Annotated in this window: 25 protein-coding genes; 18 read left to right on the forward strand and 7 right to left on the reverse strand. The window is 39.3% G+C overall.

The window, feature by feature from the left end:
- Positions 1 to 10 precede the first annotated feature (10 nt).
- Positions 11 to 868, forward strand: coding sequence for a YtnP family quorum-quenching lactonase (locus IQ10_RS07890; protein ID WP_144449951.1), 858 nt, complete (start codon positions 11 to 13; stop codon positions 866 to 868).
- Positions 869 to 946: 78 nt separating this feature from the next.
- On the opposite strand, the gene IQ10_RS07895 is transcribed toward IQ10_RS07890, so the two are convergent.
- Complete coding sequence (locus IQ10_RS07895) at positions 947 to 1255, reverse strand: PepSY domain-containing protein (protein ID WP_144449952.1); 309 nt, start codon at positions 1253 to 1255, stop codon at positions 947 to 949.
- 180 nt (positions 1256 to 1435) lie between these two features.
- Here IQ10_RS07895 and IQ10_RS07900 point away from each other — a divergent pair, with 180 nt between their 5' ends.
- Both IQ10_RS07900 and IQ10_RS07905 read left to right on the forward strand, forming a co-directional pair.
- Positions 1436 to 2509: a M42 family metallopeptidase gene (locus tag IQ10_RS07900; RefSeq protein ID WP_144449953.1), complete on the forward strand. Its 1074-nt coding sequence runs from the start codon at positions 1436 to 1438 to the stop codon at positions 2507 to 2509.
- Between the two features lie 77 nt (positions 2510 to 2586).
- Positions 2587 to 3108 carry a DUF84 family protein gene (locus IQ10_RS07905; protein ID WP_144449954.1) on the forward strand — a complete coding sequence of 174 codons (522 nt, stop codon included), beginning with the start codon at positions 2587 to 2589 and terminating at the stop codon, positions 3106 to 3108.
- A gap of 69 nt (positions 3109 to 3177) precedes the next feature.
- On the opposite strand, the gene IQ10_RS07910 is transcribed toward IQ10_RS07905, so the two are convergent.
- A complete protein-coding gene (locus IQ10_RS07910; RefSeq protein WP_144449955.1) occupies positions 3178 to 3618 on the reverse strand; it encodes a YtoQ family protein in 441 nt (146 codons plus the stop codon).
- A 252-nt stretch (positions 3619 to 3870) separates the two neighbouring features.
- Between IQ10_RS07910 and IQ10_RS07915 the strand changes: the two genes are divergently transcribed.
- From IQ10_RS07915 to murC, 7 genes are all read left to right on the forward strand, one after another.
- Positions 3871 to 4905, forward strand: a complete 1035-nt coding sequence (locus tag IQ10_RS07915; protein WP_144449956.1) for a PTS sugar transporter subunit IIC — start codon at positions 3871 to 3873, stop codon at positions 4903 to 4905.
- 14 nt (positions 4906 to 4919) lie between these two features.
- On the forward strand, positions 4920 to 5243 hold the full coding sequence (locus tag IQ10_RS07920) for a thioredoxin family protein (protein WP_144449957.1): 324 nt from the start codon (positions 4920 to 4922) through the stop codon (positions 5241 to 5243).
- Positions 5244 to 5341: 98 nt separating this feature from the next.
- Positions 5342 to 6142 (forward strand): DUF1444 domain-containing protein, encoded by an 801-nt coding sequence (locus IQ10_RS07925; RefSeq protein WP_144449958.1) that lies wholly within the window; start codon positions 5342 to 5344, stop codon positions 6140 to 6142.
- Between the two features lie 99 nt (positions 6143 to 6241).
- Positions 6242 to 6856, forward strand: a complete 615-nt coding sequence (gene ytpR / locus IQ10_RS07930) for a YtpR family tRNA-binding protein (RefSeq protein ID WP_144449959.1) — start codon at positions 6242 to 6244, stop codon at positions 6854 to 6856.
- An 88-nt stretch (positions 6857 to 6944) separates the two neighbouring features.
- Positions 6945 to 9575 carry a DNA translocase FtsK gene (locus tag IQ10_RS07935; RefSeq protein WP_144449960.1) on the forward strand — a complete coding sequence of 877 codons (2631 nt, stop codon included), beginning with the start codon at positions 6945 to 6947 and terminating at the stop codon, positions 9573 to 9575.
- A gap of 133 nt (positions 9576 to 9708) precedes the next feature.
- Positions 9709 to 10809, forward strand: coding sequence for a nicotinate phosphoribosyltransferase (locus tag IQ10_RS07940; RefSeq protein WP_144449961.1), 1101 nt, complete (start codon positions 9709 to 9711; stop codon positions 10807 to 10809).
- A 190-nt stretch (positions 10810 to 10999) separates the two neighbouring features.
- A complete protein-coding gene (gene murC, locus IQ10_RS07945; RefSeq protein ID WP_144449962.1) occupies positions 11000 to 12301 on the forward strand; it encodes a UDP-N-acetylmuramate--L-alanine ligase in 1302 nt (433 codons plus the stop codon).
- 49 nt (positions 12302 to 12350) lie between these two features.
- On the opposite strand, the gene IQ10_RS07950 is transcribed toward murC, so the two are convergent.
- Positions 12351 to 13466 (reverse strand): aminopeptidase, encoded by a 1116-nt coding sequence (locus IQ10_RS07950; protein WP_144449963.1) that lies wholly within the window; start codon positions 13464 to 13466, stop codon positions 12351 to 12353.
- A 197-nt stretch (positions 13467 to 13663) separates the two neighbouring features.
- Here IQ10_RS07950 and IQ10_RS07955 point away from each other — a divergent pair, with 197 nt between their 5' ends.
- Complete coding sequence (locus IQ10_RS07955; RefSeq protein WP_144449964.1) at positions 13664 to 14083, forward strand: DUF948 domain-containing protein; 420 nt, start codon at positions 13664 to 13666, stop codon at positions 14081 to 14083.
- A gap of 28 nt (positions 14084 to 14111) precedes the next feature.
- On the forward strand, positions 14112 to 14549 hold the full coding sequence (locus IQ10_RS07960; protein WP_144449965.1) for a YtxH domain-containing protein: 438 nt from the start codon (positions 14112 to 14114) through the stop codon (positions 14547 to 14549).
- Positions 14550 to 14599: 50 nt separating this feature from the next.
- Here IQ10_RS07960 and IQ10_RS07965 read toward each other — a convergent pair whose 3' ends face one another.
- Positions 14600 to 16774, reverse strand: coding sequence for a cell division FtsA domain-containing protein (locus IQ10_RS07965; protein WP_144449966.1), 2175 nt, complete (start codon positions 16772 to 16774; stop codon positions 14600 to 14602).
- A gap of 243 nt (positions 16775 to 17017) precedes the next feature.
- Here IQ10_RS07965 and IQ10_RS07970 point away from each other — a divergent pair, with 243 nt between their 5' ends.
- The 5 genes from IQ10_RS07970 (at position 17018) to IQ10_RS07990 (ending at position 21922) form a co-directional block, all read left to right on the forward strand.
- Positions 17018 to 18094: a bifunctional 3-deoxy-7-phosphoheptulonate synthase/chorismate mutase gene (locus tag IQ10_RS07970; protein ID WP_144449967.1), complete on the forward strand. Its 1077-nt coding sequence runs from the start codon at positions 17018 to 17020 to the stop codon at positions 18092 to 18094.
- Positions 18095 to 18449: 355 nt separating this feature from the next.
- Positions 18450 to 19451, forward strand: coding sequence for a catabolite control protein A (gene ccpA / locus IQ10_RS07975; protein WP_144449968.1), 1002 nt, complete (start codon positions 18450 to 18452; stop codon positions 19449 to 19451).
- 32 nt (positions 19452 to 19483) lie between these two features.
- A complete protein-coding gene (motP, locus tag IQ10_RS07980) occupies positions 19484 to 20284 on the forward strand; it encodes a flagellar motor protein MotP (protein ID WP_144449969.1) in 801 nt (266 codons plus the stop codon).
- Positions 20271 to 21026, forward strand: coding sequence for a flagellar motor protein MotS (motS, locus tag IQ10_RS07985; protein WP_144449970.1), 756 nt, complete (start codon positions 20271 to 20273; stop codon positions 21024 to 21026). Before motP ends, motS begins: the two co-directional genes overlap by 14 nt.
- 176 nt (positions 21027 to 21202) lie before the next feature.
- Positions 21203 to 21922, forward strand: a complete 720-nt coding sequence (locus IQ10_RS07990) for a 5'-methylthioadenosine/adenosylhomocysteine nucleosidase (RefSeq protein WP_144449971.1) — start codon at positions 21203 to 21205, stop codon at positions 21920 to 21922.
- A 28-nt stretch (positions 21923 to 21950) separates the two neighbouring features.
- Here the strand turns inward: IQ10_RS07990 and IQ10_RS07995 are convergent, their stop codons facing one another.
- From IQ10_RS07995 to IQ10_RS08005, 3 genes are all read right to left on the reverse strand, one after another.
- Positions 21951 to 23114: an acetoin utilization protein AcuC gene (locus IQ10_RS07995; RefSeq protein WP_144449972.1), complete on the reverse strand. Its 1164-nt coding sequence runs from the start codon at positions 23112 to 23114 to the stop codon at positions 21951 to 21953.
- Positions 23114 to 23755 carry an acetoin utilization AcuB family protein gene (locus IQ10_RS08000; RefSeq protein ID WP_144449973.1) on the reverse strand — a complete coding sequence of 214 codons (642 nt, stop codon included), beginning with the start codon at positions 23753 to 23755 and terminating at the stop codon, positions 23114 to 23116. Before IQ10_RS08000 ends, IQ10_RS07995 begins: the two co-directional genes overlap by 1 nt.
- A 97-nt stretch (positions 23756 to 23852) precedes the next feature.
- Positions 23853 to 24485, reverse strand: a complete 633-nt coding sequence (locus tag IQ10_RS08005; protein ID WP_144449974.1) for a GNAT family N-acetyltransferase — start codon at positions 24483 to 24485, stop codon at positions 23853 to 23855.
- Between the two features lie 220 nt (positions 24486 to 24705).
- On the opposite strand from IQ10_RS08005, the gene acsA reads away from it, so the two are divergent.
- Positions 24706 to 26421 (forward strand): acetate--CoA ligase, encoded by a 1716-nt coding sequence (gene acsA, locus IQ10_RS08010; protein ID WP_144449975.1) that lies wholly within the window; start codon positions 24706 to 24708, stop codon positions 26419 to 26421.
- Positions 26422 to 26897: the final 476 nt, after the last annotated feature.

Genomic DNA, 26897 nt, shown 5'->3' on the forward strand with positions numbered 1-26897 from the left:
AGGTATTAAAATGGAACGAATTGAACGAGATGGTCTAACGATTACATGGTTAAATGGTGGGGTGACTCACATGGATGGTGGGGCGATGTTTGGAGTTGTTCCTAAACCATTATGGAGTAGAAAATATCCTCATAATGAAAACAATCAAATTGAGTTACGGACGGATCCATTTTTAATTGAAAAAGATGGTTTTAAGATATTAGTGGAAGCTGGAATAGGGAACGGTCGTTTTAATGAGAAACAAAAAAGAAATTATGGGATTTTAGAAGAATCAGCAGTCGAAACAGATCTTGAAACGTTAGGGGTGAAGCCTAAGGAGATTGATTTTGTTTTGATGACACACTTACACTTTGATCATGTGACAGGTTTAGTTAAGGAAAAAAATGGTGAAGACCGTTCTGTTTTTGATAACGCTGTCATTTATACATCGCAAATAGAGTGGAATGAAATGAAAAATCCTAATATCCGTTCACAAAATACATATTGGGAACAAAATCGAAAAGCAATCGAGAGTCAAATAAAAACCTTTGTAGATGAGATAGAAGTGATTCCTGGTGTTAAGTTAATTCATACTGGTGGACATAGTGCAGGACATTCTATTTTAACCATTGAGCATTCTGGTGAGACATTTATTCATTTAGCAGATATTATGCCAACTCATGCTCATGCTAATGTTTTATGGGTACTTGCTTATGATGATTATCCAATGACATCGATTGTAGCCAAAGAGAAGTGGCAAGCCTATGCGCGTGAGACGGATGCCTATTATTTGTTCTACCATGATTATAAATATCGTGCATTAAAATGGAATGAACAGGGTGAAGTGGTTGATGCTGTTGAACGGAAAATATATCGATACGAAAAATAATGACAAAAAACGTGAGCGAATGAAAATGAAATAGAAGAACGGACAGCGAACATCGCTGTCCGTTCCCAAGTCATGAGATTATGCAGTCTGAAGGGCAATCACTGTACCAGTCTTTGTATCAGCAAGGAATTCGTATTGAACAGTTCCTTGTTCTGTCGTTGTCGAAAGACCACCGCGGTAAACTTCATATGACAAGTGATTTTGTTCAATTTTTTCAGGAAGCATGTGAATCCAAGATCCTGAGATGGCATGAGTACTTGCAACTTTTTGTTTGACTTCCTTTAACACACGTTCAGGAGTCAGTCGTTCGCCTTCAATAGTTGGACGAAGGAAATATCCTGCTGCTAACCCTACTCCGAGTCCTATAACAAATCGCTTTATAGCCATTACTATCATCCTTTCTACAATAAGGGAATTACACTATAAAATAGTATAGCGGAAAATGAAGCCGTTTCCAATCATTTATCCTTGAATAGAACTAGTTAGGGACGATGGTAGAAAAGAATTCTACATTCAGATAAAATGAAGAAGGTACATAGTTATGATGGTATTGGAAAGGAGCTTGTCATGAATCAGGAAACATTGCACCTATTTAAGACATTAACAGAGCTTCAGGGGGCACCTGGCTTTGAGCATGATGTGCGTAAATTTGTTCGTTCGGAACTGGAGAAATACGCTGATGAGATTGTCCAAGATCGACTTGGAAGTATATTTGGGGTAAAACGTGGAGATGAGAACGGACCAACTGTTATGGTAGCGGGACATATGGATGAAGTTGGTTTTTTGGTGACATCAATTAATGCGAAAGGTCTGATTCGTTTTCAACCATTAGGAGGTTGGTGGAGTCAAGTACTGCTCGCACAACGTGTTGAAATTATGACAGATAATGGCCCAGTCATTGGGGTTATTGGTTCTACACCACCTCATTTGCTTGAAGATGCACAACGCTCCAAGCCAATGGATATTAAGAATATGTATATTGACATTGGAGCGGATGATAAAGAAGACGCTCAAAAAATTGGAGTAAAGCCTGGTCAACAAATTGTTCCAATCTGCCCGTTCACGCCAATGGCTAATAAAAAAAAGATTTTAGCAAAAGCATGGGATAATCGTTATGGAGTCGGTCTTTCAATCGAACTCTTAAAGGAATTGCAGCATGAGTTGCTGCCAAATATTCTTTATTCAGGCGCGACCGTTCAAGAGGAAGTTGGACTACGCGGAGCACAAACTGCTGCTAATATGATTAAGCCAGATCTCTTTTATGCACTAGATGCTAGTCCTGCAAATGATGCAACGGGAGGAAAGGATGCTTTTGGTCAGCTTGGAAAAGGGGCGTTGCTACGTATTTTTGATCGAACGATGATCACGCATCGCGGAATGAGGGAATTTGTGTTGGATACAGCTGAAACACATAACATTCCTTATCAGTATTTCATTTCTCAAGGTGGGACTGATGCTGGCCGCGTACATTTGTCGGGTGATGGTGTTCCTTCTGCTGTTATTGGTATTTGCTCACGCTACATTCACACCGCGGCATCGATTGTTCACATTGACGACTATGCAGCTGCAAAAGAATTAGTCGTAAAGCTTGTTAAAGCATCTGATGCAAGTACATTAGAGACGATTAAAAAACAAGCTTAATGAGTTAAGGTCTGATCTTAGTGTAAAGGTGTATACACTAAAATCAGGCTCTTTGTTTATTGATGAGGAGGGATTAAGTGAAGGTTGCAATTGGGACGAAAAATCCTGCAAAAGTTCATGCTGTACAAGATACATTGATTCATGAGCGCTTAACAGTTGTGAGCGTTACAGTAGAGTCAGGTGTATCGGATCAACCGTTTTCAGATCATGAGACCATGCTTGGTGCTCTTAACCGTGCAAAGGCAGCCTTAGAAAAAACCGATTCTACACTTGGAATTGGATTAGAAGGCGGTGTTGTTGAAACAGAGGTTGGTCTGATGCTCTGTAATTGGGGAGCGCTCTATCATACTGATGGAAGACAGTGGGTAGCTGGTGGCGCGAGGTTTCCACTCCCTGATGACGTAGCCGAACGTTTAAAAAAAGGTGAAGAGCTTGGCGATATTATGACGAGCGTAACAGGTGATAAAGGAGTCAGACAAAAAGAAGGAGCTGTTGGCATTTATACGGCTGGATGGGTAAGCAGAAAAGAAATGTTTGCCCATTTAGTTAAGCTGTTATATGGACAATATCTCGCTTCAGATGAACAATTGAAACATTAACAAACAGGTGGATGTAATGAAGGAAGAAAGAAAAAGTCTGATCTGTTCAGACTTTTTCTTTCTTCGTGCTTATTCAAATACGTAAGCAAGTGCTTTTAGCGCTTGTTCTGGTGTTTCAGCGACGACTTGTGCTTTATTAGATAGTTCTTTTAAGGCATGGTGAAGACTTTCCTCGCGAATAATGATCACAGGCTTCTGTAAAGTGATAGCGGTTGCAGCATCCATCGCACTATTCCACTGCTTGTACTCTTTGCCAAAGAAAGCAATGACGACATCGGCTTTTCCGATTAAGAGCTGTGTGCGTAAATTGTTAATACTTGATGCTGCTTCATCTTTTGCAACCTTATTAGGTTGAGGTCCAAGTATTTCTTCCCCAATATGATCGGAGCGGTCATGATCTTCCATTGGACCAGTAAAGTGCAATGGTAATTTCAGTTCCTTTGCCTGTTTCCGAATGCCTTCACGCCAATTGCTGTGAATTTCTCCTGCTAAATAAACGGTTAATTCCATCATTCATTCCTCCTATTATTTGTCTTCATAACCGATCTTACAACAAATTAAACAGAATCATAAGTTTTTTTATGAAAAGGTGTCTTGTCAGCTGTTCACTCAGGGAGTATGATTAAAAAGTCTGAGGCAAGATAAAAAAGGAGTGTCGCTGTTTGATGTCTAAGCTTCCTTCAGTCGGGGTCTACTTTATATGAACGATACTTACCGAGTTGTCGGAAGAAGAGTTAAGGTGAAAAAAAGGAGGAATAGATTGTGAAGGCTTTTTTGAAGAAAAAAGGTATTGAGCTTTCATGGCATACATACTTGATTACAGCATTAAGTCATATGGCTTTAGGTTTATTTGCTTCTCTTATTATCGGTTTGATTTTGCGAACGCTTGGAGAGCAATTAAGTATTATAATGGGCGAGCAAGTCATTCCTTTGTTTTTTGAAGATGTAGGGGCTTTAGCGATGAGCTTAATGGGGCCTGCAATCGGTGTTGCTGTCGCATATGGTCTTAAAGCACCTCGTCTTGTTTTATTTGCAGCTATTGTCAGCGGGGCAGCTGGTGCTGAATTAGGAGGGCCAGCTGGTAGCTTTGTTGCGGCTGTTATTTCAACAGAGATTGGTAAACTCGTCTCACAAGAAACAAAGCTCGATATTATCGTGACGCCTTTTGTCACGATTACAACAGGCTTTCTAGCTGCTAGTTTTGTTGGACCATGGATTCAAACTGGGATGCAGCAATTGGGGCAGCTAATTATGTGGGGAACGGAACAACAACCGATTTTAATGGGAATTATTGTCGCTACGTTAATGGGTCTAGCTCTCACAGCACCGATCTCAAGTGCGGCACTTGCGATTATGCTTGAATTACAAGGCGTTGCGGCAGGAGCAGCTACAATAGGGTGTGCGGCTCAAATGGTTGGTTTTGCGGTTAGTAGCTACAGAGAAAATGGTTGGTCTGGTCTTATTGCGCAAGGATTAGGAACGTCAATGTTGCAAGTACCAAATATTATTAAAAAACCATCGATACTCATTCCACCGACTGTAGCAGGTGCGATCCTTGCCCCGATTGGGACGGTTGTGTACGGGATGACTAATCTTCCTGCGGGAGCTGGAATGGGCACAAGTGGGTTAGTCGGACCAATCATGACCTTTACAGATATGGGCTTTTCAAGTAATGTATTAATCGCAGTTGTCTCACTTTACTTTGTGGGACCAGCAATTATTAGTTTAGCTATCTCTGAATGGATGAGAAAACGAGGCTATATCCGACTAGGAGATATGAAAATTGAACAATCATAAAGGGGTTGACACGTATGGAGAAGATTAAAGGGATTGAAGAGTTTAGAGAAATTTCTAGTAATGAAACAGCTATTTTCTTATTTTCAGCTGATTGGTGTCCAGATTGCAAAGCGATTGAACCGATTATGCCAAGAGTAGAGGCTGATTTTCCAGTGTTCTCATTTTATTATGTAGATCGTGATGAATTCATCGATTTATGTGGCGAGCTTGATATTTTTGGCATCCCAAGCTTCATTGCTTATTCAAATGGAAAAGAAATCGACCGTTTTGTGAGTAAAGACCGTAAAACGCAAGAAGAAATAGAAGCGTTCCTTTCAAAAGCAGAAGCGCAACTTTAATACTTGTTAAGAGCACTTAAGATTTTCTTGAGTGCTTTTTTTGTGGCGTTTTTTTATTTCTGATAAAATAGGGATTAAGATAAAGGAGAGGGTATATGATGAATATGCAACAATTTCGGAAAAAAATTGAACAACGCTTAGAGCGAGAGGGTTGGACGATTACGTATAATCATGAGGAATCAACGTTAAGAATTGAAGATGATGAGATCAAAAAAGGCGTGACGTTGGCGCTTAAACCGCTTATCGCGAAATGGGAACGGGAGGAATTTTCAGCAGTCGATGAGGCCATTCGTTATGTTGAGGTTGGTTTACTGGCGATGAGGCAGAAGCCAGAAATTGAAGGGAATGAAAAGAAAGTCTTTCCTGTTATTCGTGCCACATCCTTCCCGTCAGAGACAAAGGATGGCCATGCGCTTCTTTATGATGAGCACACAGCAGAAACACGTATTTACTATGTGATTGATCTTGGAGAATCTTACACTTTGATACAGGAGCCTATGCTTGAGAACTCAAGGTACACGAAGGAAAAAGTACGCGAAATGGCGATGTTTAATGTAAGGTCACTACCACAGCCGTTAAAAGAAGATGTTGTAGCAGGGAACCGTTTCTTTTTCTTAAGAGCGAAGGATGGTTTTGATGCAAGCCGAATTCTTGACCATTCGTTATTAGATCGAATGGAAAAGCAGGCAACAGGTCAGTTAGCTGTCGCTGTTCCTCATCAAGATGTACTGATTTTTGCTGATATCGTAAATGAGAGAGGTTATGACGTTCTTGCACAAATTGCACTGCAATTTTTTGGAGAGGGACGCGTACCAGTGACAGCTCTTCCTTTCATGTATGAAAATGGGGAATTAGAGCCAACGTTCATTCTTGCACAAAGAAAGCCTAAATCAGAGTAAAGAGATTTTTAGATAGATGTGAACTCCTCTCTTAAAAATTGTGCTGATATGGTACAATGAATGAGTTAATAGTGATAGTAAGAGAAGGAGCTAACGAATATGAACGTATTTTATAATGCAAACGGAATTGGCGATACGCTAATTATGAATATAAAAGATGTTGAACTTGACCTACGTGATTTTGAAAAGACTGGTGATGTTGTCCGTATTTTTAACAGTGAAACGAATGAGACGGTAGGTTATAACGTCTTTCATGTATCTTCTTATGGAGAGATTAAAGACAATGGAGCAGTTGAATTAACGGATGACGTTAAGACGCTGATTCAAGAGGCATTCATGAAAAATGGTGTGCAAGAAAATGTCGAGCTAGAAAATCGTCCGAAGTTTGTTGTAGGCTATGTGGAAGCAAAGGAAAAGCATCCGAATGCAGATAAATTGTCTATTTGCCGTGTCAATGTAGGTAGTGAGATCCTGCAAATTGTTTGTGGTGCTCCGAATGTAGAAGCAGATCAAAAGGTTGTTGTGGCACTAATTGGAGCTGTTATGCCAAGTGGATTAGTCATTAAGCAGGCAGCACTTCGTGGTGTCGAGTCAACAGGGATGATCTGTTCAGCAAAAGAGCTTGCTCTGCCAAATGCACCTGAAGAAAAAGGCATTCTTGTGTTAGATGATACCTATGAAATTGGTTCGGAATTTACAAGTGAAGTGAAATAATGGACAGAGGGAACCACTAGATAAAGCTAGTGGTTCTTTCTACTCATGCCTTTTTATTAAATAGCCGAGAGAAAGTGAGTGAATATGCATGGGGACGCTAGATCGCTTGATAAAGAGATTTCAGCAATTACTAGGTGGAGATCAAGAAGATCGTAATTATCAATCCCAAAAACAAGAAGTAAATCCTAATGAAATAGAAGGTCATACATACGGTCCGATTGCAGATGGAAGGCGAACAAATGAATCGCGAGTTCTCTATCATTATCCAAAGCAAGGGAAATTTCGTTTTCCTCTAATAGAAGATGAGGAAGAGAATAATCGAGCTAAGCGAAAAGCTTTTCATGTGCGAGAGGAAGAGCTAAAAGAAGAGAGAAAAAAAATCTCAGATCAAAAGGTGAGTCAAGAGAAGAAGGTTGAAGTGCAGAAAGTGGATACAAGGTTTGGCAATCGTGATTTTAAACTAACCTCAGTTCCGTCACCAGTGTACGGATTTCGTGGACGTGAAGAGACAAAAAGTCGGATTGGAGATACTTTAACTGTTTCCCCATTTGAGAATAAAAAACAGCAAGATACTTCAGAAATTCCTTCTACTGCTTCACTTTTAGAAAAGCTTCAATCTGAACCAAGAGTAGAAGAGGAGCAAAAAACATCATTTGAAAAGCTAACCTTGATAGACGAGCCTGACTTTGTTGAGGAACTGTTACCGAATGAAGAAGTGACCGCAACACTAGAAACAGAAACAACGAAAGAATCTATAATCGAAACGGAAACGGTTGAGGTAACTGAGGAATCAACGATCAATTCAGTGGAGGTTGAGGAAATAAAAGCATCAACAACCGTACCTGCGGCGATTGAAGCAGCCGAGAAGTCATCGATTAATTCAGTGGAGATGGAGACAGCGGAAGCATCAATAGTAGAATCTGCAGAGGGTGAAGGAACAGAAAAAAAATCAACGATTGAATGTGATGAAAGTGAAGCAGCAAAAGCATATTCACCTATTGAATCAGTAGGTCGTGGAGCAGATGAAGAGACTGTTATAGAGTTTGATCATGAAAAGGTTGTGCAAACAGTAGAAGCTAATCAGATTCCAGCAGAAGAGTCAAGAAAGCAGGAAATAGTCGCTAGCGCTAGCGAAAAGCCAGTCGAACTCGTTGAAGAATCTCAATCAGAGTCGCCTGACGTAACGACTCCTTCTAAGTCATATAAAAAGCCAGCGATTCCATTTAATGTAATGATGCTTCCACAAGATCGCGGGAGTAAGCAGGCGCCGCAGCGAGTTGAAAAGCCAGTATCTTCAAATTATCAATTTCCAAGTATTCAATTACTTGATTATCCTCAGGTTCAACAAGAAGATGAGTCTGAGTGGTTAGAAGATCAAGGGATGCTGCTCGAAGAAACATTACAAAGTTTTCATGTGGATGCCAAAGTTGTTCATGTGACGAAGGGGCCGTCTGTTACTCGTTTTGAAATTCAGCCTGCACGTGGTGTGAAAGTTAATAAGGTAACAGGACTAACAGATGACATTAAACTAGCGTTAGCAGCGAAAGATATTCGAATAGAAGCACCAATCCCTGGTAAGAATACGATCGGAATTGAAGTGCCTAACCGAACATCGACTCCAGTATTTTTACGAGAGATATTAAGACGAGATGTGTTTGTGCGGCCTGATTCACCATTAACAGTCGCACTCGGTCTTGATATTTCTGGACAACCAATTGTCACTGATTTAAAGAAGATGCCACATGGACTTGTTGCAGGGGCGACAGGTTCAGGAAAGAGTGTTTGTATTAACTCGGTCCTCATTAGTCTCCTTTTTAAGGCGAGTCCTGATGAAGTAAAGCTCATGCTAATCGATCCAAAAATGGTTGAGCTTGCTCCGTATAATGGCCTGCCGCATTTGGTTACACCTGTGATTACGGATGCAAAGCAAGCGACTGCTGCCTTGAAATGGGTTGTTCAAGAGATGGAGAGAAGGTATGAGCTTTTTAGTCAACAAGGAGTAAGAGATGTTGGCCGCTACAATAGTCTATATTCAGAAAGTCCTGATAAGCCTGCTCTTCCTTATATATTAGTTGTGATCGATGAATTAGCAGATTTAATGATGGTTTCGCCTCAGGATGTAGAAGACGCCATTTGTCGCATTGCGCAGAAGGCAAGAGCATGCGGTATTCACTTATTGCTGGCGACACAGCGACCATCTGTTGACGTGATTACAGGTTTGATTAAAGCTAATATTCCAACTCGTATTGCATTCTCGGTGTCGTCTCAAACAGATTCGCGTACTATTTTGGATATGGGCGGGGCGGAGCGCTTACTTGGACGTGGGGATATGTTGTTCCATGAAAATGGGACACCTAAACCAGTACGAGTGCAAGGGACCTTTGTTTCTGATGAGGAAATTGAAGATATCATTGCTCATGTGAAAAAACAGAGGGATCCTGAATATCTACTGGAAATTGAACAGTTAAAGCGTGTGTCGGAGATTAGTGATAGTGATGATGAGCATTTTGAAGAGGCTTGTTACTTTGTGATCGAGCAAGGATCTGCGTCGGCATCTAGTCTACAGCGTAAGTTTCGTGTAGGCTATAACAGGGCTGCACGCTTAATTGATATGATGGAAGAGAGAGGCATTATCTCAGAAGCAATGGGAAGTAAACCTCGCCATGTATTAGTTGATGAAATTGAGCTTGAAGAATTACTTTATCATAAAGAAGTCTAATTGAATGACCTTGTATCTTGTGTTCCGTTAAAAGGTTTTATATGATAGGAGAGATACATACTCTGAAAAACGACAAGTCTTGATAGAACGGTGTTGGAGACAAAGAGGGTCGGAAGCAAGGAGCACAGATGAAATGAAGGAAATCACACTGAAATTAAAGGGCGAAATCAAGCGTTTGACGAATAAAACGTTCAAGTTTGACGATCGAATTAAAGAAGGATGGTTCTCAGCGGTTTATTTTTTGAAAACAAGAGAAATTGTTGAGAAGTATCGTCCGAATAATACGGTGACGATGCAATTCTTTCAGAAAGAACATGCGGTTTTATGTGGAACAGATGAAGTGATTGCTCTCATTCATACGTTTGCAAAAAATCCAGAGAATCTTGAAATTCGTTCATTAGAAGATGGAGATAAAATAAAACCATTCGAAACAGTTTTTACAATAACGGGAAGATACGAGGATTTTGGGTATTTAGAAGGAATCATAGATGGTATTTTGGCACGACGGACATCTGTAGCCACAAATGTTTATAATGTTGTGAAGGCCGCTCGTAAATCCGGTGTCCAAAAACCTATTATTTTCATGGGAGATAGAGACGATCATTATACTCAGCAAGCTGGAGACGGTTATGCTGCTTATATCGGTGGTTCGAAGGCTCAAGCGACTCATGCGATGAATGAGTGGTGGGGAAAGCAAGGAATGGGAACAATGCCGCATGCACTCATTCAATTATTTCAAGGGGATGTCGTTGAAGCAACACGCGCATATAAAGAAACATTTCCTGAAGATGAGTTAATGGCTCTTGTTGATTATAACAATGACGTTATTACTGATGCGTTAAAAGTAGCACGAGCTTTCGGTAGTGAACTAAAAGGTGTACGTGTGGATACATCAAGAACAATGGTCGATCGCTATTTCAGTCGCAACCCAGAAATTATGGGTTCCTTTGACCCTCGTGGTGCTAATCCTACCTTGTTGTTTGCTTTGCGAGAAGCTCTGAATAAGGAAGGGTTCCAACATATCAAAATCATCGCTACTGGTGGTTTTAACGCTGAAAGAATTCAGGTGTACGAAGAAGCAGGAGTCCCTGTCGATATTTACGGTGTTGGCGGGAGCCTCTTGAAGCTAAATATTGGTTTTACTGGTGATAACGTTCTTTTGAATGGTGAACATGAAGCAAAAGCAGGGCGACGTTTTCGAGATAACCCACGTTTAGAATTAGTGGAGTTTTGATTGCCCCACTCATTATCTTATGTGGGTCTTTTCTCCATGTTAGTTCATATACTATGGGGTGAATGTAGAGTATTAACCCTAATTTGTGATGACATTGTTTTCTGTTATAATGAGTCAATGACTCACATGGTGTAAGTCATTGACTCCAAGAGACGCGAGAAAACCATGTGAATTTTTTGGAGGTCCAACTATGGGAAATTATCATTTTATTGGAATTAAAGGGTCTGGGATGAGCGCACTTGCGCAAATCCTTCACGATATGAATGAACATGTCCAAGGCTCAGATGTTGAAAAACAATTTTTTACTCAACGACCACTTGAACAAAAAGGAATACCTCTTTATCCATTTGATCGCAACAATATTAAACATGATCAACAAATTATTGTATCAGCAGCTTATGGAGAAGATCATGAAGAGGTGCAGCGTGCAAATGAGCTTGGTCTTAACGTAAAAAAGTACCCTACATTTCTTGGAGAATTCATTCAGCAGTTCACTAGTGTTGCCGTTACAGGTTCGCACGGGAAAACGTCAACAACTGGATTATTGTCTCATGTACTTGGCTCGGCATTTCCGACTTCTTATTTGATTGGTGATGGGACAGGAAAAGGGGAAGAGGATTCAACTTATTTTGTATTTGAAGCTTGTGAATATCGCCGTCACTTCCTTAATTATAAGCCTGATTACTGTATTATGACGAATATTGATTTTGATCATCCCGACTATTTTAAGGATGTTCAAGATGTTTTCTCTGCCTTTCAAGAAATGGCTATGCAAGTAAAGAAAGCTATTGTAGCTTGTGGGGATGACGAATATCTTCAAGGCATTCATGCAAATGTTCCTGTCGTATATTATGGTTTTGGAGAAGATAATGATTTTCAAGCTCGTAATGTTGAAGCGACTGCGGAAGGTAGCAAATTCGATGTATATGTGAGAAATAATCTCTACGGTACTTTCATCATTCCAGGATATGGAAAGCACAGTGTTCTTAACGCACTTGCAGTGATTGCTCTTTGTCACTACGAAAATGTTTCCGCTGATGTCGTGGCTACGCATTTAAAAACGTTCCAAGGTGTTAAACGCCGTTTTAGTGAAAAGAAAATCGGAAATCAAATTTTGATTGATGATTATGCTCATCACCCCACTGAAATTGCAGCAACGATAGAAGCGACAAAACAAAAGTATCCAACACATAAAGTTGTAGCGATTTTTCAACCACATACGTTTACGAGAACAAAGACGTTTTTGAATGAATTTGCTGAATCATTAAAGCAAGCTGATGCTGTTTTCTTATGTGATATTTTTGGATCTGCTAGAGAGAATACTGGATCCCTTACGATTAACGACTTAATAGAATTAATTCCAGGAGCAACTTTAGCAACAGAAGATTCCATTGAAGTGCTTAAAGAGCATGAGGACAGTGTCCTTCTTTTCATGGGAGCTGGAGATATTCAGAAGTTCCAACAAGCATATGAACAACTATTATACGCATAGAAAAAAAGACTGTCTTTGGCGCATATAGCGCTACGGACAGTCTTTTTCTTTATATAAGATTCTCTGGGTTTAGTGCATCTAATTCAGGTATAACAAATCGTCCGTCTTTTCGAATTAGGACATCATCAAAATAGATTTCTCCACCACCATACTCTGCTCGTTGGATCATTACGATATCCCAATGGATAACAGAATCATTCCCATTAGAAGCTTCTTCGTAGCATTGACCAGGAGTAAAATGGAAGCTACCATCAATTTTTTCATCAAAAAGAATATCTTTCATAGGGTCTTTAATGTATGGATTTACACCGATAGCGAACTCGCCGATATATCTAGCGCCTTCATCCGTATCTAAAATTTTATTGATGCGCTCAGTATCATTTGCTATTGCTTCAATGATTTTACCATTTTCAAATGTGAAACGAATATTTTCAAACGTATATCCTTGATAAGGAGATGGTGTATTGTATGTGATTGTTCCATTAATAGAATCGCGAACAGGTGCCGTATACACTTCACCATCTGGAATATTACGCAATCCTGCACACTTTATTGCAGGAACGTCTTTGACCGAAAAGGTGAGATCTGTTCCAGGACCTTTTATGTGGACTTTATTTGTGCGATCTAGTAAGGTAACTAGAGAGTCCATCGCTTTATCCATTTTGCTATAATCAAGATTACAAACATTAAAATAAAAATCTTCAAACGCTTCTGTGCTGGTATTAGCAAGCTGAGCCATTGAAGGAGATGGATAACGTAAGACCACCCATTTCGTTTTAGGTACGCGAATTTCACGGTGAACCTTGGTGCCAACTGTCTTTCCATGAAGAGCAAGCTTATCACTTGGTACATCTGAGAGTTCAGAAATATTATCCCCAGCGCGTAAGCCAATATAAGCATCCATCTCGCTCATAACCTGAGCTTCATATGTAGCTATCATCGTAAGCTGCTCCTCACTTGCACCCATTAGTAAGGAACGATCTACTTGATGGTCCTTTAGTAGCACAAATGGATAGCCACCAGCACGGTATGCTTCTTGAACGAGAGCAGTCACGAGCTCCCGTTGTAGGCCGAAATTTTCAATTAGTACTTTTTCTCCAGCTTGTAAATCAACTGAGTACGTGATTAAATTCTTTGCAAGGGTTTCAATTCTAGGGTCTCTCACTCTTAAGTCCTCCTTTATGTTAACGTTCCTATTTTAAACGAAATAGTTGGACCATCACAACTTTTGTGAAAAGAAGAAGGAACTCTGACTCAATTTATCGAATTTATTACTTTACCATGTTTAGAAATAGCTGAATGTGGGTAAAAGCTTTATACATAACAAACGTAGAAAAGGTTATGAGGAGGTGAATCCGAAAAATGGAAAGCTTATTATACATAAGTGCTTTGATTGCTGCTATTGCATTTGCTGTTTTAGTTATTTATCTTGTACGTACATTAAAATCAGCTAATCGCACTCTAGAACATGTTGCGAATACAATGGCTGGTTTAGAAAAACAAATAAACGGTATTACAAAAGAAACAGAGGAACTACTTCATCGTACAAACCGATTAGCTGATGATATTCAGGGAAAAACGGAATCGCTTAATACTGTCTTTTTATCTGTTAAGGAATTAGGTGATTCCGTAGGGCAAGTAAATCAGTCTATTCGTCATGTATCTAATACGATCCAGACACAGGCTGTGAAGCAATCTGATCAAATTGCACAAGTGGTTCAATGGGGTAATGTTGCAATTGATTTCTATTCAAAGTTCAAGCTTAAAAAAGCAACAAAATAATTCAACATTACACAAGGAGGAGAAATAAATGAGTGATATGAATACGAAAGATTTTCTAATTGGGTCATTGGTAGGTGGGATCGTTGGAGCATCAGCTGCTTTGTTACTTGCTCCAAAATCAGGGAAAGAGCTACGAAATGATTTAAACGAACAAGCACTTATTGCGCGTGATAAAACGAATCAAATTACAAATTCAGCTTATGAAAAAGGAAATGAGTGGGCATCTTACGCTAAAGAAAAATCTTCTTCGATTGCTAAAGTTGTTACAGAACAGTCAAACCAAGTCGTAGACAAGGTGAAAGAAGTGACTGCTAATGCTAAAACAGAGGCAGAAAAGGTGAAAGAAGATGCTGAAGATTTAGCAGGCGATGTGAGGGCGTCGCAAGAAGAAGTAGCAGATGCTGTGAAAAAAGAAGTCGATGACATTCAAGCAAAGCTAGAAGAAGAAGCCGAAAAGAGAAACTAATTTATATGATAAAGGGTTCGTTCCTAATTAATAGGAACGAACCCTTTATTTTATTCTTTTTGAAAATGTAGTGAATCTCCAATTGAAAGTTCGATTTTATCGCCATCAAGTAAAGGGCTGCTAAAAGTTGTATCTTCACCATTACGCTTTAATGATACTCTTTTTCCAGTTAATTCAGTAATGTTAATATCAATTGCTGTAAAGATATCTTGTAAAATGAATGTTTGATCTTTCTTTGTTGTTAATGTCAATTGATCCTGATGTTGAATAGAACTTTTTATTGTAAGAAACTCTTGACCGCGTTTGACTTCAACAAGGGTTTTCTCGATTGAAATCGGCTCGTTATTATAGAAGATCGTTACTGACAAATGTGTTCGAAAATTTTTTGTTTCCAGAAGCTCAGCTATTGTCATCTCATTACTTATTTGATTGGTTTTTAATTGTACAACATCACCTGTTACTAATTGATGATGAAGTCCAACTAGTTGTCCATTGACGAGGATATTTGAACCTTTTTGTTCATAAGTCCAGCGTTCTTCATTAACCATCACATATAATGGTTCAAATAATGAGATTGGAATATTTTCTAAAGCTAACACGTCTTTCACTGATCTTGATTGTGTAATGGTAATATGATCACGCTCATTGACAAAAGCATCAAGACGGGTTGTTTTCCCGTTTTTTAAAACGGTGGCTGGAATATGAACAGACTTCTCATTAATTGTAATCGATAACGATGGTATGTCTCCAATCAGTTCAGCGATGGTCAAGACTGCATGCTTTCCGTGCTTTCCTCGTTCAACAATAAGTTCGTCGTTTGCATCAAGCGGTGCATCTAAGGATGTTGGTTGTTTATTTTTCAAAAGAGTTGGCGGTTCTCCGTATTCACCTGGTATAGAAATAAGTTGATCAAAAACCGTAACCATGATCGCAAGACCAGGTTTGCCATATAACTTAGCAATATCAATCCCAGCAGCAAGTAATCCATCACCGACGGTTAACTTTTTTACATCAAATAAGCGAAGTGTCCTCTCATTAACTCGAATACTAATATATTCGATTGGGTTTTCTTTCGCTGCAATTGCAATACCAATGGGTGTGACTAGCTCAGGTCCATATTCTTGGTCTTCCTCAGTTTGTAGCAATTTTATTGCGTCAGCACCTCGAATGGCGACCCTATTTTCAGGTAGTCCAAGATATTCTGCAACGTGTGTGACAAGTAGTGGGGTCAAACTACCTCCGCCCACTAACATGACTGCTTTAGGAGCTTTACCATTTAAGAGAATAATTTCATCACTGATTGACCGAGCAAGCTTAGAAATCGTATTAGTAATGGGAGAAATAACCTCCTCTTTGCCCAAGGTTGTCTCCATTCCAAGGATATCTGTTATTTGCACAGTATCGTGTGTAGACAGCTCTCTCTTTACTCTTTCTGCATCAGGGAAATCAAGAAGAAAATGATCACTAATGGCCTCAGTGACTTCATCACCAGCTATCGGTACCATTCCATAAGCAATAACCGTATTTTCATCAGTCAAAGCAATATCCGAAGTGCCAGCGCCAATGTCTACAAGTGCAACATTGAGCCTTCGCATCGATGGCGGAATAAGGACATTAATTGCTGCAATCGGTTCTAGCGTCAAAGCCTCTAATTCCAAATCAGCTCTTGCAAGTGCAGCGAGCAAGGATTCGACTACAACCTTAGGTAAAAAAGTTGCAATGACTTCGACTGAAGCTAATTTACCAGTCTGGTCAAGTAAGCTACCAATCGGTTCTTGATCTAATGAATAAGCTAAAACGGAATATCCGACACAGTAATAATCGATCTCGGCATTGTCTTCTGGTTCATTGGCAAGCTGAAACTGTGCTTGTTGAACAGCACTCAGCTCTAAGTGAAGGACATCATCACGGTCAAACATTGGTTTAGCTGAAATATCAACATCAAATTGCGCTCGTCTTGTTTTTAATGATCGTCCTGCTGCAGCTACACAAACCTTTGTTAAAGGACCGTGACGTTCTTCTAGAAGATCTTTTACTTCACGGATAACAGCGGCAACTGACGGAACATCATGAATTTGTCCATCGAGCATTGTTCGCTTATCGTGCTCCTTTATAATGGAATCCATTATTTCGAACTTCTCATTATTTTGGCGCAATAAAAGACCGACAACTGAGCGAGTACCTATATCAAGCGCAAAAAGAGGTGAAGGGTGTTCAGTGGACATAATAAGGATCACCTTCATTCTATATTCGTAAAAAGAGTCTTACATTGATCGTTTCGTTTATCATTCTATGTGTCTCTGTTATTTTACTAGAGTTTAACAGATAACGTAACTAATATCTGCGCAAAATACTTTAGTGCTTAAAAGCGTTTAATTATTAAAGAAAAAATCCGTGACATTCTGTGAATCATGATTTATAATGAGTCTTAATCACGAAGAAGCAAAAGATAAAGGGAGTGGAGTATTGTGAGTAACGAACAAGTAGATAAGTTGAGAACAGATTTAGACGAGGTGAATCTTAAGCTTCTTGAGTTGATTAATGAGAGAGCTCGCCTCGTTCAAGAAATTGGAAAAGTCAAAGGTACGCAAGGGGTTAATCGATTTGACCCAGTGCGAGAGCGTAGCATGCTTGATCATATTGCTGCTAATAATAAAGGTCCATTTGAGACATCAACATTGCAACATTTATTTAAACAAATATTCAAAGCTAGTCTTGAACTTCAAGAAGACGATAATAGCAAAGCATTGCTTGTTTCACGTAAAAAGCATCCGGAAGATACAATTGTTGATCTTAAGGGAGTCATGGTTGGTGACGGCCAGCAACGTTTAGTGATGGGGCCATGTGCAGTTGAGAGCTACGAACAAGTTCTTACTGTAGCAAAAGCACTAAAGGAACGTGGAATTAGATTACTTCGTGGTGGTGCATTTAAGCCACGTACATCTCCATATGATTTCCAAGGTCTTGGAGAAGAAGGGTTAAAGATTCTTAAGCAAGTCGCTGATGAACTAGACATGGTTGTCATTAGTGAAATTGTTAACCCAGCAGATATTGAGTTGGCACTTGATTATGTAGATGTGATTCAAATTGGTGCACGTAACATGCAAAACTTTGAATTGTTAAAAGCTGCGGGTGCTGTGAAGAAACCTGTGTTGTTAAAGCGCGGTTTATCAGCAACGATTTCAGAATTTATTCATGCTGCTGAATATATTGTGGCAAAAGGTAATAATGATCTTATGTTATGTGAGCGCGGTATTCGTACATACGAGACAGCGACTCGTAATACATTAGATATTTCAGCTGTACCGATTTTGAAGCAAGAAACTCATCTACCAGTTTTAGTTGATGTTACACATTCAACTGGTCGTCGTGACTTACTTCTTCCGACTGCAAAAGCTGCACTTGCAATTGGAGCAGATGCTGTTATGGCTGAAGTACATCCTGACCCTGCTGTCGCTTTATCAGATTCAGCACAACAAATGGATATTCCAACATTCCATAAGTTTGTCGATGATTTACAAGCTTCTGGCTTATACAAACTATAATGAGAATGAAACAAGGTCGACTCTTTTAAATATGAGTTGACCTTGTTTTTTTAAAAAAAGACAAGAAAATTCGATCATGTCTCGCGCAAACAGCCTAGCCGTTCGAGATTGATTCAGCCAGTAAATCTTTGCCAAAAACCTGGCAACACATTGACAGGCATCAAATACTTGTCGCGCCTAGTCAAGGTGCTTGCGCTTTTCTTATTTCCATTCAAGAAATTGAAAATGCTGTGAAAGTTTTTGCAAAGCTTATCGATATAAGTAGTGTAAGACATTGCAGACCTCTCCGTAGTATCGTATGATAACTATACATTGATTACGATGAAGTCTAGCGTATAAAATTAGGAGGATTACAGTGAATACGACTATATATGATGTAGCAAGAGAAGCAGGTGTTTCCATGGCCACGGTATCACGTGTTGTAAATGGTAACCCGAATGTTAAACCAGCAACACGTAAGAAAGTACTTGAAGCGATTGAGCGATTAGGCTATCGCCCTAATGCTGTTGCTAGAGGTTTAGCAAGTAAGAAAACGACAACAGTAGGAGTTATCATTCCAGATATTTCAAGTATTTTCTTTGCTGAATTGGCGCGTGGAATTGAGGATATTGCAACGATGTACAAGTACAATATTATCCTTTGTAACTCAGATCAAAATAAGGATAAAGAAATCCACCTTATTAATACATTACTTGAAAAACAAGTGGATGGCATTGTGTTCATGGGAGGACATATTACAGAGGAGCATGCTGAGGAATTTAAACGTTCGCCAGTACCTGTTGTTTTAGCAGCGACATTGGATACAAATAAAGAAATTCCATCGGTCAATATTGATTACAAGCAAGCTGTTTATGATGCGATCACAGATTTGATTGAGCAAGGGCATGAACGGATTGGAATGCTGTCAGGAACATTAGATGATCCAGTTAATGGATATCAAAAATTTGCTGGTTATCGTGAAGCAATTGAGAATGCAGGTCTGAAGTTTGAAGAGGAATTAGTCGTTATTGGTGATTATACATACGACTCTGGAATTGAAGCGATGAGTACGTTTCTTGAGTTAGAAAACAAGCCATCAGTCATTTTCGCTTCCACAGATGAAATGGCTCTAGGAATCATTCATGCTGCGCAAGATCATGGTTTATCAGTCCCTGATGATATTGAGGTTTTAGGATTTGATAATACTAGATTGGCTGTTATGGTTCGTCCGACATTATCAACAGTTGTTCAACCTATGTATGATATTGGTGCTGTTTCTATGCGCTTATTAACGAAGTATATGAATAAAGAGGAAGTGAATGAACATATCGTTGTTCTCCCTCATCGTATTGAATTCAGACAATCAACAAAAGCGTAAGTGCGATTTAGAGATTTGGCAGGGAGAGAACTATGAAAAAATTTGATATTCTAACGCCAATAGGAATTGTTTTAGGGATTACAGTAATCCTATTGGCTGTCTTTGCAGATGCTGGACCTTCTGGACTTGTTTTTTTCATTCAAATTGCCTCTATTTTGATTGTATTTGGTGGAGTCATTGCAGCAATTGTCATTACGTTCTCGATGGCGGAGTTGAAATTACTGCCAAAAGTTTTAGTTGAGACTTTCCGTACGGAAACCCATGATTTGCAGCAATTAATTGATGCGTTTGTTGATTTGTCGGGAAAAGCAAGACGGGAAGGTTTGCTTGCATTAGAGGCTGGGCTAGATGATGTAGAAGATCCGTTTATTAAAAAAGGGGTACTTCTAGCTGTTGATGGAATTGAACCAGATGTTATTAAGGATATCATGATGGCTGAAGTGATAGCGATGGAAGAACGTCATCGTAAAGGTCGAGCAATTTTGGAAAAAGCAGGAGAGTATGCACCAGCTTGGGGAATGATTGGTACACTCATTGGTCTTGTACTAATGCTTCAAAATTTGAATGATCCATCTACATTAGGGCCGAGTATGTCAATTGCTCTGTTAACGACATTATATGGCACAGTATTAGCTAATTTGATTTTTATACCGATGGCAACAAAGCTGACAAATAAGACTGATGAAGAAGTATTTGTCAAACAAATTATTATTGAAGGAGTTATTGGTGTTCAATCAGGACAAAATCCTAAAATTCTTGGAGAGAAGCTAAGTGCTTTTGTAAGCAATAAAGCGAATAAAGAAAATTTAGGTGATGATAATGTTGAATCGTAATAGACGACGTCAGCAACCAAAGGGTGCACCCGCATGGATGGTTACTTTTTCTGATATGGTTACCCTTATTCTCGTTTTTTTTATTTTGCTGTTCTCGATGTCTGTGGTCGATGCACAAAAATTTCGAGCAATTGCAGAATCGTTTCAACAACGGCAAGTTCTTGATTTTATGCCATCTGCTATAGAGTTTGAGAGTCCGAGTCCAGAATTAGGGGATGAGAGCACTAATCCGTTTGATGAAGATGAATCAAACGAAGATATTACCGAAGTTGATATGGACGAGCTTTTGAAAGAAGTCCAAGAATTTTTAGAGATCAATGAATTAACAGAGTTTATTTCAGCTACGCGAGACGATCGTGGAGTTGTTCTGGTTCTTCAAGAGCGCACCTTATTTGAGACAGCAGAAGCAGAATTACTTCCAGAAGCAGAACTTTTTCTAGGGAAAGTGGGGACGTTGCTTGAAGCGATTCCAAACTCGGTAAAGGTGGAAGGGCACACGGATAGTCGACCGATCTCTAACTTCCAATACCCATCGAATTGGGAGCTGTCAGGAGCTCGGGCGAGTAGTGTTATTCGTTATTTAGTCGATACGTATGATCTTGCTCCAAGTCGTTTTGTAGCGAATGGATACGGTGATACAAGACCTGTTGTACCTAATACGACGGTTGAAAACTTGCAAACGAATCGTCGTGTTGTCATTGTTATATCAGATCCGACTTTTCATGATGATCAACAGTCTTAACCCAAGGACAAATGTCCTTGGGTGCTTTTTTCTAGAGGGAACTTGAGCTTTTGCATCATGAAGAAAGGAAACTTCGTTAAAGGAGCTCAGTTATAGAGAGGGGAACTTTGCTAAAAATGCTCACATCGTGTGCGAAACGCCAAGTACCTACGTCCTGTAGGCAGAAAGGGGAAAAAATGAGAATTGGAATTATTGGTGCAATGAATGAAGAAATTGAACGAATGAAAATAGAGATGGAAATCGAGAAAATAGAAACCTATGCGACGGTAACGTTTTATTTAGGTGTTATGCATAACATAAGAATTGTTCTATGTAAATCAGGGGTGGGAAAAGTGAATGCTGCTCTCACGACGCAATTGTTAATTGATAAATATGACATGACTCATCTTCTTTTTACAGGTGTTGCTGGAGCCATTGATGAGACATTACAGGTAGGTGATCTTGTCGTGTCAACTAGTGCAATGCATCATGATCTTGATGCTAGCTCATTAGGATTTAAAAGAGGCGAAATTCCTATGTATGAGGGTTCATCTGATTTCAAGGCTGATGAAAGGCTCGTCCGTTTAGCAGTGGATGCCGCGGCAGAATTGATTAATAGACCCATCATTCAAGGAAGAGTGATGAGTGGAGATCAATTTATCGCTGATTATGAATATGTTCAATCGCTCAGAAGAGATTTTGAGGGTGTATGTGTGGAAATGGAAGGTGCTGCGGTTGCTCAAGTAGCTGTTATGAATAATGTCCCTTTTGTCATCATACGCTCCATATCTGATAAGGCTAATGGGGAAGCTTCAATGAGTTTCACTGAATTTACTCAGTTAGCTAGCGAACAGTCTCATCTTCTTATATCAAGTATGTTAAAGAAGTTAAATGCAGGAGAAGGAGCAGGTAAATGACCTGCTCCTTCGGACGTTCACACAATCATTATTTTCGTTCGTTACGTATATGGAAAACAGCTTTTTCTAACGTCATTCGATTCTTTTTTATAATTTCTGGTTTGCGTGGAATGGTTGGAATGGCTGTTTCAGAATCTAACCAAGATGTAGGCAATTCATTTTCTGCTTGGCCCTGCCATTTGTTTAACCATGCCTCTGGAATAGGCTCTGTTAATTTATGCGTCTGTCCCGTCATCTCAAGCCAAAGCATGGACCATGCCCGTGGAACAACACGCCAAATATCATATCCTCCTCCACCAACAGCAATCCATTTTCCATTGCAATATTCATGCGCTAATTCATGAGCGATCTTAGGTATTCTTTGAAATGTTCGCATTGAAGAACAGAGATGAGTAAGTGGGTCATAGTGATGAGCGTCCGCTCCGTTTTGAGTAAGGATCACATCAGGTTTAAAGAAATCAACTACTTCACGAAAAGCGGTCTCATACACTTCTAAAAAGGAATCATCTTCGGTAAATGCATCAACGGGAATGTTAATGGAGAACCCGTATCCTTTACCAGAACCTTTTTCATGCACTTGTCCTGTTCCTGGAAATAAATAGCGCCCTGTTTCATGAATACTCAGTGTACAGACATCTGGATCATCGTAGAATGCCCATTGAACACCATCACCGTGATGAGCATCTGTGTCAATATAAAGAACCCGCGCTCCGTACTTTTGCTTCATATACTCGATAGCAATTGAACTATCATTATAAATACAAAATCCTGAAGCTTTACCTCTAAAACCATGATGTAAGCCACCACCAAGATGAAGAGCATGTTCTGCGCGTCCTTCCATAACGGCGTCTACGGCAGTCAACGTGCCACCAACAAGCAAAGCAGCTGCCTCGTGCATATGCGCAAAAATAGGAGTATCCTCTGTACCTAGCCCGTAATTATTTGCAATACTTTCGCTTAATGTGCCTTCTCCTGCTGATTTGACTGCTTCAATAAAAGCTTCATCATGGATAAGGGCGATTTCTTGATCAGTAGCCATACGTGGTTGTAAAATTTGTTGATCATTTATGGCATGAAGATTTTTTAGCAATTCATACGTTAGTTGTAAGCGCATGTGATTAAAGGGATGTTCATCGCTAAATCGATACGATAATTGTTGTTCAGAATAGACAAAAACACTATTATTATTCATCATGACATCCTCGGCTCACTTGGCCATAAGACGTCATAACCTTCATTTTGAATAATATTGATAATTCTTCTTGGATCCATTGTTTGAATACGGAAGACCAATACTTTAAACGCTGGATCTTCATGAGGATAAACAAGGACGCTAGTAATATTTGCATTGTGTTCTTTAAAAATAGTAGCGATATCTGCTAATTTCCCTGTAATATTTTGCACCTTGACCTCTAGATGAGAGCTAGGTTGATGGGCACCCATAAGTTCAACTAACGTATGTAAAATATCAGTTTCTGTAATAATTCCAACTACTTTTTCATCATCGACAATTGGAATACAGCCGATATGATGTTCATAGAAGAGACTTGATATCTCTTCAACAAAATCAAGTGGATGAGCTGTGATGACATTTTTTTTCATAATAGAAGAAACAGGCTTCAAGAAATCTTCTAGATGTTCTGTTGAATGAAAAATTGAAGGACTTACATCTCTAATATCACGATCTGAGATAATTCCTATTAAATAATCATTTTCATCAACAACTGGAATATGACGAATTTGATGTAATTCAATTAGTTTCATAGCATCTACTATTGGTGAGTCAGCTGTTAATGTATAGACATTTCGACTCATAATTTGCTCAATTATCATATGAACACCACCTTAGGCATTTTAATAAACCGGACGTTTTAAGTAGCCTGACATTTAAATTATTGTCAATACTCTGAATGTTTTTTAAAATGCGTAACTAATACATAAAGCGATTTTGAAAGCGAAGTTGATCAAACTGTTGTAAGGAGTCTGCATCAATACGTTTTCCAATTCTAGCCATTAAGCAGTTGGCTGGATGGGAACAAATTTCAGGATCATCTGTTGCAAACCATTCCAAACCACCTGCGTTCATCATTTTTTCCATTACTTTTCGATATTCCCAGACATCTAAGCCGCTTCCCTTCAAATCCCAATGCCAATAATATTCTGTTGTAATGATAATATAATCTTCCATTGCATCATCCATCATTGAAAGGCGTAATAGATTCTTACCTACTTGAACCCCCCGATATTCAGCAGCTATTTCAATCGCACCAAGTTCAAGTAAATTTTCCATATGCCCCTCCGACCAGCGTTCCATAGGGTCTGGATAAACGAAGGTAACGTAACCGACTACGGTGTTCCCGTCACGAACAATATTAATCCTTCCTTCTGGTAAGTCTGCAATTCCAAGTAGCGCTTTCTTTTGCTGATTTGGGGGACGAAAAGCAACGAGGCCAGAATGAAAATCAAGTGAATCCAATGTTTTACCAGAAATGGGACCCTCTAATATTAATGTACGCTCCTGAAAAGGTACTTCCAGAGAATAATATGTTTTCGAATGAATCATGTTCGATTAACCACCTTTAATCTCGCTATTTCCGTCCTATTATACAGTAACCTAGCAATGTGTGTTCTTTCTTCATTAGATTGTCATAAAGAAAGAAAACTAGTTTTAATTATAAAACTAGTTTCTCACATATTTCCTTAATCGACAATTTTAAATTGAATAAATTTTCTGTCTGTATTATAATAAGAGTGTAAATACATAGAAGAGAGGAAGATGTGAAATGAAAGTGCAAGCGCTTCCATCTGTAGAAGGAAACTTTAACTTAAAAAACTATGAAGAGGCTGCAGAATCTTTTGATTGGAGTACAGTTGAACAGCAGTTTACTTGGAGTGAAACAGGAAAATTAAACTTAGCATACGAGGCAATTGATCGTCATGTAAGTGGCGATAGAGCGAATAAAGTAGCTCTCTATTATAGTGATGCTAATCGAGATGAACAATATACGTTTGAAGACATGAAAAAGTATTCAAATAAAGCTGGTAATATCCTGCGGGATGCAGGAGTGAAAAAAGGAGATCGTGTCTTTATCTTCATGCCAAGATCCCCTGAACTTTATTTCGCTGTGCTTGGTGCAATTAAAATCGGTGCGATTGTTGGTCCGCTGTTTGAAGCATTTATGGAAGGGGCCGTTAGAGATCGTTTAGAAGATAGTGATGCTAAGGTGCTCGTTACAACACCTGCATTGCTTGAACGTGTTCCTGTAGGTGATTTACCTAACCTAGAATCTGTTTTCATCATTGATGAATCATACGAAGAAAATGGTCCTTATCTTAACTTCCTTACTCGTTTAAATGGAGCAAACGAAGATTTAGACATTGAATGGGTTGATCGTGAAGATGGTTTAATTCTTCATTATACTTCTGGTTCAACTGGTAAGCCAAAAGGTGTTCTTCATGTTCATAATGCAATGCTGCAACATTATCAAACGGCTAAGTGGGTCTTAGATTTACAAGAGGATGATATTTATTGGTGTACAGCAGATCCGGGCTGGGTAACAGGAACATCTTATGGTATTTTTGGTCCTTGGCTTGTTGGAGCGACTAATGTTATCCGTGGTGGACGATTTAGTCCGCAAGATTGGTATGAAACGCTTGAGCGTTATAAAGTCACTGTTTGGTACAGTGCACCAACGGCATTCCGAATGCTTATGAGTGCAGGAGATGAAGTTCTTAAGAAGTATGACCTTTCATCTTTACGTCACTTGCTAAGTGTTGGGGAGCCACTAAATCCAGAGGTGGTTCGCTGGGGGATGAAGGTATTTGACCTTCGCATCCATGATACATGGTGGATGACAGAAACGGGAGCGCAAATCATTTGTAACTATCCATGTATGGAAATTCGCCCAGGTTCAATGGGTAAACCAATTCCAGGTGTAAAAGCTGCGATTATCGATGATCAAGGAAATGAGCTTCCGCCTAACCGCATGGGTAACCTTGCTATTCAAAAAGGCTGGCCATCTATGATGCGTACAGTTTGGAACAATGAAGAAAAGTATAAGAGCTATTTTGAAATTGAAGGTTGGTACGTTTCCGGTGACTCAGCTTATATGGATGAAGATGGATACTTCTGGTTCCAAGGAAGAATTGATGACGTGATTATGACAGCAGGTGAGCGAGTTGGACCATTTGAAGTTGAAAGTAAGCTTGTTGAGCATCCAGCTGTTGCAGAAGCAGGCGTTATTGGAAAACCAGATCCTGTTAGAGGAGAAATTATTAAAGCCTTTATCGCTTTGCGTGATGGATATGAAGTAAGTGATGAATTACAAGAAGATATCCGTAACTTTGTTAAAAAGGGACTGGCTGCACATGCTGCACCTCGTGAAATTGAATTCCGTGATAAGTTACCTAAAACGCGTAGTGGTAAGATTATGCGTCGTGTCTTAAAAGCGTGGGAGCTCGACCTACCAACTGGTGATTTATCTACAATGGAAGATTAATAATTAATAGCTATAAACCTTTACCAAGTAGTCGGTTTATACGAACACTCACGTTCGTAACAGACTACTTGGTTTTTTTTTACGTTAAGAAAGTTTTCGGCCCATAAAATGATTAGTATCAGAAAAGAAGGTGTATGTATTAACAAAAAAAATTTAATGTTTATGTCCTAATCTTTTAGGGAATAAGTCTTTAAGCGTAAATAATAAGGGAGGATATTGAGGATGATTCGAACAATTTTAATGATTATTGGAGCAATTGTCGTAATAAGTTTGATTTTATCATTGATTTAATAAGTAAAATATAATAGTGCTCATTCAAAAAAAGTAACCGATATGTAGTAGCATATCGGTTACTTTTTTCTTTATTCATTATTTTCTGTTGGGGGTTCTGAGTCTGTATTGCCCCCACCATTGTCATTCCCGTTACTAGGAGAGCCATTGCCCCCACCATTGCCATTTCCGTTACTAGGAGAGCC

This window comes from Halalkalibacter nanhaiisediminis (assembly GCF_007830185.1).
GTDB classification, from domain to species: Bacteria; Bacillota; Bacilli; order Bacillales; family Bacillaceae_D; genus Halalkalibacter; species Halalkalibacter nanhaiisediminis.

What these genes read in the sequence shown, in the direction of transcription:
- IQ10_RS07890 (WP_144449951.1), top strand. Translation starts at nt 11, where the DNA reads ATGGAACGAATTGAACGAGATGGTCTAACGATTACATGGTTAAATGGT.
- IQ10_RS07895 (WP_144449952.1), bottom strand. Translation starts at nt 1,255, where the DNA reads ATGGCTATAAAGCGATTTGTTATAGGACTCGGAGTAGGGTTAGCAGCA.
- IQ10_RS07900 (WP_144449953.1), top strand. Translation starts at nt 1,436, where the DNA reads ATGAATCAGGAAACATTGCACCTATTTAAGACATTAACAGAGCTTCAG.
- IQ10_RS07910 (WP_144449955.1), bottom strand. Translation starts at nt 3,618, where the DNA reads ATGGAATTAACCGTTTATTTAGCAGGAGAAATTCACAGCAATTGGCGT.
- IQ10_RS07920 (WP_144449957.1), top strand. Translation starts at nt 4,920, where the DNA reads ATGGAGAAGATTAAAGGGATTGAAGAGTTTAGAGAAATTTCTAGTAAT.
- IQ10_RS07925 (WP_144449958.1), top strand. Translation starts at nt 5,342, where the DNA reads ATGAATATGCAACAATTTCGGAAAAAAATTGAACAACGCTTAGAGCGA.
- ytpR (WP_144449959.1), top strand. Translation starts at nt 6,242, where the DNA reads ATGAACGTATTTTATAATGCAAACGGAATTGGCGATACGCTAATTATG.
- IQ10_RS07935 (WP_144449960.1), top strand. Translation starts at nt 6,945, where the DNA reads ATGGGGACGCTAGATCGCTTGATAAAGAGATTTCAGCAATTACTAGGT.
- IQ10_RS07940 (WP_144449961.1), top strand. Translation starts at nt 9,709, where the DNA reads ATGAAGGAAATCACACTGAAATTAAAGGGCGAAATCAAGCGTTTGACG.
- murC (WP_144449962.1), top strand. Translation starts at nt 11,000, where the DNA reads ATGGGAAATTATCATTTTATTGGAATTAAAGGGTCTGGGATGAGCGCA.
- IQ10_RS07955 (WP_144449964.1), top strand. Translation starts at nt 13,664, where the DNA reads ATGGAAAGCTTATTATACATAAGTGCTTTGATTGCTGCTATTGCATTT.
- IQ10_RS07960 (WP_144449965.1), top strand. Translation starts at nt 14,112, where the DNA reads ATGAGTGATATGAATACGAAAGATTTTCTAATTGGGTCATTGGTAGGT.
- IQ10_RS07965 (WP_144449966.1), bottom strand. Translation starts at nt 16,774, where the DNA reads ATGTCCACTGAACACCCTTCACCTCTTTTTGCGCTTGATATAGGTACT.
- motP (WP_144449969.1), top strand. Translation starts at nt 19,484, where the DNA reads ATGAAAAAATTTGATATTCTAACGCCAATAGGAATTGTTTTAGGGATT.
- motS (WP_144449970.1), top strand. Translation starts at nt 20,271, where the DNA reads ATGTTGAATCGTAATAGACGACGTCAGCAACCAAAGGGTGCACCCGCA.
- IQ10_RS07990 (WP_144449971.1), top strand. Translation starts at nt 21,203, where the DNA reads ATGAGAATTGGAATTATTGGTGCAATGAATGAAGAAATTGAACGAATG.
- IQ10_RS07995 (WP_144449972.1), bottom strand. Translation starts at nt 23,114, where the DNA reads ATGAATAATAATAGTGTTTTTGTCTATTCTGAACAACAATTATCGTAT.
- IQ10_RS08000 (WP_144449973.1), bottom strand. Translation starts at nt 23,755, where the DNA reads ATGATAATTGAGCAAATTATGAGTCGAAATGTCTATACATTAACAGCT.
- IQ10_RS08005 (WP_144449974.1), bottom strand. Translation starts at nt 24,485, where the DNA reads ATGATTCATTCGAAAACATATTATTCTCTGGAAGTACCTTTTCAGGAG.
- acsA (WP_144449975.1), top strand. Translation starts at nt 24,706, where the DNA reads ATGAAAGTGCAAGCGCTTCCATCTGTAGAAGGAAACTTTAACTTAAAA.